Genomic DNA, 5,422 nt, shown 5'->3' with positions numbered 1-5,422 from the left:
CCGCCGGTGTGGAACCCACGCTGCGTCTGGCCGTGGAGGTGATTTTTCCGACCTGGTTGTTGCTTGAGTGCTTCGAGGTCTTCGCGCGGCGCTTTCCGGAGACGCATCTCGAGCTGGAGGAATCCGTGCTCGGCGGCACTGACGAGGCGATTCTCTCCCGCCGCGTTGACCTGGCGATCTCGCCGAGCGTGCCGGTCGGATTCGCCGGCGAGCCGCTGCTCGAGGTTCGATTCATCCCCGTCGCGCATCCGGACCATCCGCTCCATCGCCTGGGACGCTCCGTGGACTATCGGGATTTGCGACGTCATCGCCAACTGGTGATTCGCGATTCCGGTGTGCAGCGCAAGCGTGATGGCGGGGCCTGGCTGGGCGCTGACCAGCGCTGGACCGTGACCAACAAGGCCACCTCGATCCAGGCTGCGACCATGGGCCTGGGCTTCGCCTGGTTCGCCGATCCCATCATCGCGCCGGAGCTTGAAAGCGGCATCCTCAAGCCGTTGCCAATGGCCGGCGCGGCGGAGCGACGGGCGACGCTTTATCTGATCACGGCGGATTCCGCCTTCGCCGGTCCGGCCACCCTGACGATGGCGGAGATTCTTCGGAGTCGGACCGCAATGAAGTGCAATGTTCGCGAAATATCCACGTTGGATCGGTGATCAGGCGAGGTGACTCCTTGCAGCGTGTATATATCCGGCTTGCCGGAAGACGTGGCGTTGTCATCGAGGTCGGATCTGGGAGGGGCATGCATCTGAGTAGTAAAGATTGCCTGCCTGTGGATTCTTCGTCCCATGATTCGCCTAGTCAGTTCGGCATTGGCTACTCTTAAACAACTTTCCTGCGTAGATCGTGCTTCCTTGGGTGAATCAAAAAATGAATAATTCGACGACTTTCGGTGCCAAGCTCTCTGATTTGACTTGCTTCAGTGCGCTCGGCCGGGTAGCACACATGGGCGCTCTGAGCCTGATTGTGTTGCTCAGTGCGTGCGCTACCACCGCGGGCGACGGGGTTACCATCAAGGGTACTGAGAAGCGATACGCGACTATCGAGGAAGCGGAAGCGGAGGCGGATGACGATGATTTGATCTGTCGTCGCGAAGATGTGTTGGGGACGCATTTCCCGCGCACTGTTTGCATGACTAAGTCCCAACGGCGTCAGGCGCGGGAAGAAGCTCAGCGGGGAATGATCCAGAACCGCGCGCCGGCCTCACAACCGCGGCTGAACTGATCCGCAGTCATTCCCAAAGCCGATCTTTTTGAGTGAGTCTGTTGATGTTGTAGTTTTGATCGGTGGAAGCCAGGCATCCCGCGTTCTGGCCCGCGACAGGAATTCCTTCGTGGGCAACGCTCGATCGAACAGCCAGCCCTGTGCCATCTGGCAGCCATGCCGTGACAGGAAGTCGTACTGGTCGGTGGTCTCGACGCCCTCGGCGATCACCGTCAGGCCCAGATCCGTGATCATTCGCAACAGCCCGCGGGCGATCGAGGCATCCCGGGCGTCCGTGGAAATGCCCTGCACGAACACCCGGTCGAGCTTCACGGCATCCACGGGCATGGTCTTCAGCTGGCCGAACGATGCGTAGCCGGTCCCGAAGTCATCGACCGAGAACTTCAGCCCGGCCTCGCGAAGTTTGCTGATGTTTCTCAGCAGCATGCTGTCGGCGTGAACATACGAGTGCTCGGTGATCTCCAGCGCGAGTTGCGAGCCGTAGAGCGAACCCTGATGCAACCGGGCGACGATGCCTTCGATGAGCTTCGTGTCGCGCAGCAGGAAGCCCGGGACGTTGATCGCCAGCCGGCAGTGATGGATCTGGGACTGGCGCAGCTGCTGTCGCAGTTCGAAGGCCTGGTGCATGACCAGTTCGGTCAGCGGCAGCGCGAGTCCCCATTCTTCGGCCAGCGGCACGAATTCGGACGGAGCGATCGCGCCGAGGTCGGCGTCATTCCAGCGGCTGAGCATCTCCGCGCCGCACAGTCGGCCGGTCTTGACGTCCAGGATCGGTTGGGCGTGCGCTTCGACGATGCCGTGCTCGATCGCGTGCCGAAGCCGCTTGTGGAGCGTTGATCGCCGATCCAGCCGGCGTCGGGTGTCGTCCGAGCAGATCCGGAACTTGCTATCAGCACTCGAGCCAAGGGTGTCGCGAAGCGCCAGACCGGCCTGCCCCATCAGTCGTGAGTACGAGCTCGTCGGCTGGCGTCCGAGGCTGGCACCGGAACGTGCGACCAGATGGTGGGCATGCCCGGCGGGATGCCACGCGCGCTCGATTGTCGCGTGAATGCGTGTCAGGTATTCGTCCAGATCATCCTCGCTGGTCTGCCCCGGGATCAGCGTGACCAGCTCTTCGTCGGAACCCCGTGCCACGAAGGAGTGGTCCGGCAGAATGCCGTAAAGCAGGTGGGCGCAACGGGTCAGCGTCGCGGTCGCATCATGCTCCTCGTCGGTCGAGACAACGGCGGAATTCAGGTTGAGTATCGCCGTGCGAATCAGGGCAACCGACGTCTCGCCTGCTGTTTCCAGCGCGGTGTCCGTTTCCCGGTGCAGTGCGCTGAGATTGGGCAGTCCGGTGGCGTTGTCGCGATACGCCAGCGCTTCGGTCTTCTTCGCCAGGGTCCGCAGTTGTCTGCCGCGGCGGACTTCATCCTGGGCGATGTCGGCCAGCATGCGCAGCGTCGCCTTCTGCTGGTCGGTGAGGGATCGCGCTTTTTCATCAATGACGCAAAGCGTGCCAAGTGGCCGCTTGTACCAGCTGCGCAGCACGAATCCCGCGTAGAACCGAATCCTGGGTGCTCCGGTCACCAGCGGGTTCTTCGCGAAACGCGGATCCAGCATGGCGTCCTCGACGATGAGCATGTTGTCCGGCTCTTCCAATGCCCGCGAACAGAAGGACACGCTCCGCTCGGTTTCGCTGACGCTCAGGCCGCGGACTGATTTGAACCATTGACGGTTCTCGTCGACGAGGCTGACCAGCGCGATCGGTACGCCCAGGAGTTCGGACGCAAGCGCCGTCAAGCGGTCGAAACGTTCCTCCGCCGCGGTGTCAAGCAGTCCTGTCAGGTGCAGGTCACGAAGACGCAAGGCTTCACGACGTTGCCATTGCTCGGAGGGCTGGGAGAGAGAATTGTTCGCCGCCATTGTATTGATGATGATCGAATAGTGGCCGCGCAAGGTACGGCCTCTGCGGTAAGAAATTTGTAAAAGAAAGCGCCTCCATCTGAGATTTCGATGAACGGCGTCACATTTCAAGGATTTGTTCAGTGTGGATTGAACGGTTTCGCGAAGCTTGCTCCATGCCGTAAGCTTGTGAGTGTTGTCCCAGGGGTGCCTTGAACGGCTGAGAGAGTCCCTTGGAACCTGAACCGGATTGTGCCGGCGTAGGGAGTGGACGCACGCCATGTTCTCCGTGGCTCTCGTCCGCGTTCCGTGCAGTCGGCCGGGAGCTGTACCGATGAGCGCGACACCCAAGAACGTTTCCACCGACATCGCGGAAAACGCGCGGCGAGTCCGTGACGAGATGCGCGAGCCCTTTCCCCGGTCTCGCCGGATCTACGTGGATGGTTCGACCCCAGACATCCGGGTGCCCATGCGGGAAATCGCCTGTTCGCCCACACGGACGGAGGCGGGCTTCGAGCACAATCCTTCCGTCACCGTCTACGACACGTCGGGGCCGTACCAGGATTCGGAGGCACGCATTGATTTGCTCGAGGGGCTGCCGATGCTGCGTGCGGGGTGGATCGATGCTCGCGGTGATACCGAGCAACTGACCGGGCCCAGCTCCGAATTCGGCCAGCACCGGGCGGTCGACCCGAAGACCGCGGATCTGCGTTTCGGTCATATCCGCGCACCGCGCAAGGGGCGTGCCGGCGCCAACGTGACCCAGATGCACTACGCGAAGCGGGGCATTGTCACGCCGGAGATGGAGTTCGTCGCGATTCGCGAGAACACCCGGCTGGCTGAACTGCGCGCGGAGTACGAGGCGGCGGGCTATCTGAAGCGCCAGCACGGTGGCCAGGGCTTTGGCGCGCGGCTGCCGGCCGAGGTGACGCCCGAGTTCGTTCGCGACGAGATCGCCGCCGGGCGCGCAATCATTCCCAACAACATCAACCATCCGGAATCCGAGCCGATGATCATCGGGCGTAATTTCCGGGTGAAGATCAACGCCAATATCGGCAACTCGGCCGTGACCTCGTCGATCTCCGAGGAAGTCGAGAAGATGGTCTGGGCCACGCGCTGGGGCGCGGACACCGTGATGGACCTGTCCACCGGCAAGCACATTCACGAGACGCGCGAGTGGATCATCCGCAATTCACCGGTACCGATCGGCACCGTCCCGATCTACCAGGCGCTGGAGAAGGTCGACGGCAAGGCCGAGGAGCTGACCTGGGAGCTGTTCCGCGACACCTTGATCGAGCAGGCCGAGCAGGGCGTGGATTACTTCACCATCCATGCCGGCGTGCGGCTGCCCTATGTGCCGATGACCGCGGATCGCGTCACCGGCATCGTCTCGCGTGGCGGCTCGATCATGGCCAAGTGGTGTCTGGCGCATCATCAGGAATCCTTCCTGTACACCCATTTCGAAGATATCTGCGAGATCATGAAGGCCTACGACGTGGCCTTTTCGCTGGGTGACGGCCTGCGGCCGGGCTGCCTGGCCGACGCCAACGACGCCGCCCAGTTCGCCGAGCTGGAAACCCTTGGCGAGCTGACCAAGATCGCCTGGGAGCATGATTGCCAGGTCATGATCGAAGGGCCCGGCCATGTGCCGATGCAGCTCATCAAGGAGAATATGGACAAGGAGCTGCGTGACTGCTTCGAGGCGCCGTTCTACACCCTGGGCCCGCTGGTCACCGATATCGCGCCTGGCTACGACCACATCACCTCCGGTATCGGCGCCGCACAGATCGGCTGGTACGGCACCGCCATGCTCTGTTACGTGACGCCCAAGGAGCATCTGGGATTACCGGACAAGGACGACGTGCGCGAGGGCATTGTCACCTACAAGATCGCCGCCCACGCGGCCGACCTGGCCAAGGGCCATCCGGCCGCGCAGGTGCGCGACAATGCCTTGTCCAAGGCGCGCTTCGAATTCCGTTGGGAGGACCAGTTCAATCTCGGACTGGACCCGGAGAAAGCCAAGGAATTCCATGACGAGACCCTGCCCAAGGACTCGGCCAAGGTCGCTCATTTCTGCTCCATGTGCGGCCCGCACTTCTGCTCGATGAAGATCACCCAGGACGTGCGTGACTACGCGGCCAGGCAGGGGATCGAGGCGATTCCGGTGGCGGTGGAGACCGGAATGGAGGAGAAGGCCCGCGAGTTCCGCGAACAGGGTGGTGAGGTCTACCGACCCACATAGTTCTGTCTGGCGCATGCGCCTGAACGCACACGCGATCCCTCAGGTGGGCGCGTCCTCGGTTGCCGGGCATGG

At 62.4% G+C, this 5,422-nt stretch carries 4 protein-coding genes and 1 riboswitch; of the genes, 3 read left to right on the top strand and 1 reads right to left on the bottom strand.

Annotated features, from left to right (window positions below; translation table 11 throughout):
- Positions 1-656, top strand: a 656-nt coding sequence (locus tag ABNS06_RS01495) for a LysR substrate-binding domain-containing protein (RefSeq protein WP_348672191.1), incomplete at its 5' end; no start/stop codon positions are given.
- Positions 657-846: 190 nt separating this feature from the next.
- The gene (locus ABNS06_RS01490; RefSeq protein ID WP_348672190.1) at positions 847-1,224 is read left to right on the top strand and encodes a hypothetical protein; all 378 of its coding nucleotides are present in this window, start codon (positions 847-849) and stop codon (positions 1,222-1,224) included.
- Here ABNS06_RS01490 and ABNS06_RS01485 read toward each other — a convergent pair.
- On the bottom strand, positions 1,204-3,129 hold the full coding sequence (locus tag ABNS06_RS01485; RefSeq protein WP_348672189.1) for a sensor domain-containing phosphodiesterase: 1,926 nt from the start codon (positions 3,127-3,129) through the stop codon (positions 1,204-1,206). The two genes, ABNS06_RS01490 and ABNS06_RS01485, sit on opposite strands and share 21 nt — an antisense overlap.
- 172 nt (positions 3,130-3,301) lie before the next feature.
- A riboswitch (TPP riboswitch) is annotated at positions 3,302-3,393 on the top strand.
- 49 nt (positions 3,394-3,442) lie between these two features.
- On the opposite strand from ABNS06_RS01485, the gene thiC reads away from it, so the two are divergent.
- On the top strand, positions 3,443-5,350 hold the full coding sequence (gene thiC, locus ABNS06_RS01480; RefSeq protein WP_348672188.1) for a phosphomethylpyrimidine synthase ThiC: 1,908 nt from the start codon (positions 3,443-3,445) through the stop codon (positions 5,348-5,350).
- Positions 5,351-5,422 lie beyond the last annotated feature (72 nt).

This window comes from uncultured Abyssibacter sp. (genome assembly GCF_964000955.1).
Classification (GTDB): Bacteria; Pseudomonadota; Gammaproteobacteria; order Nevskiales; family OUC007; genus Abyssibacter.
Note: the sequence above shows the minus strand (reverse complement) of the source record. Positions and strands in the feature narration are given on the sequence as shown.

Coding starts and splice junctions, on each gene's coding strand:
- ABNS06_RS01485 (WP_348672189.1), bottom strand. CDS start 3,129: ATGGCGGCGAACAATTCTCTCTCCCAGCCCTCCGAGCAATGGCAACGT.
- thiC (WP_348672188.1), top strand. CDS start 3,443: ATGAGCGCGACACCCAAGAACGTTTCCACCGACATCGCGGAAAACGCG.